The organism is Paenibacillus sp. 01T443, from assembly GCF_056398325.1.
In genome coordinates this window covers 1-571 of sequence record NZ_JBFTPE010000074.1, presented here as the reverse complement: position 1 = coordinate 571, position 571 = coordinate 1, and the positions used below count along the sequence as shown (strand labels likewise).

2 protein-coding genes are annotated in these 571 nt (G+C 45.2%); both read right to left on the bottom strand.

The features are described 5' to 3' along the window. The coding region (locus tag AC1DLI_RS34330; protein WP_477610212.1) for an OsmC family protein at positions 1–195 on the bottom strand (195 nt) is incomplete at its 3' end. A gap of 52 nt (positions 196–247) precedes the next feature. After that, positions 248–571: Ohr family peroxiredoxin (locus tag AC1DLI_RS34325; protein WP_477610210.1), on the bottom strand; the 324-nt coding region annotated here is incomplete at its 5' end.

The following is a 571-nucleotide window of genomic DNA, read 5'->3' as shown; positions in this document are numbered from 1 at the left end:
CATCGCACCTTCAAAGCATGCGGCAAACCCTGCAGCGAACAGTTGCTCTGGATTTGTCCCAGCTCCGTTACCCCCTAATTCCTTGGGATATCTCAAGTCCAAGTTAAGATTGCCATCGTTGGAAACAGCCTTGCCTTCTCTTCCGCCTTGAACGTTTACAGTAGCCGTGTACAATTTCTTTTCCATTTTTATCATTTTCGGAACTCTCCTTTTAATACTGGATTATTTTATACTATTTGTGCGCTGATTAACCAACTACGTTCGTTACTACTTCAATATTGCCACGGGTTGCTTTAGCATAAGGGCAAACCAGATGGGCTTCCGCCACGATTTCCTCAGCCACGCTGGTTTCTACGCCGCTTATCGTGATGTCCAAAGTAATTGCGAGTAAAAAACCGTCGTTCGCATCTTTGCCTAGCGTAACATTAGAAGCGATAGTTATACCTTCTGCTTTAATATTCTTTTTTCTAAGAATCGTACCCATCGCACCTTCAAAGCATGCGGCAAACCCTGCAGCGAACAGTTGCTCTGGATTTGTCCCAGCTCCGTTTGGATTTGTCCCAGCTCCGTT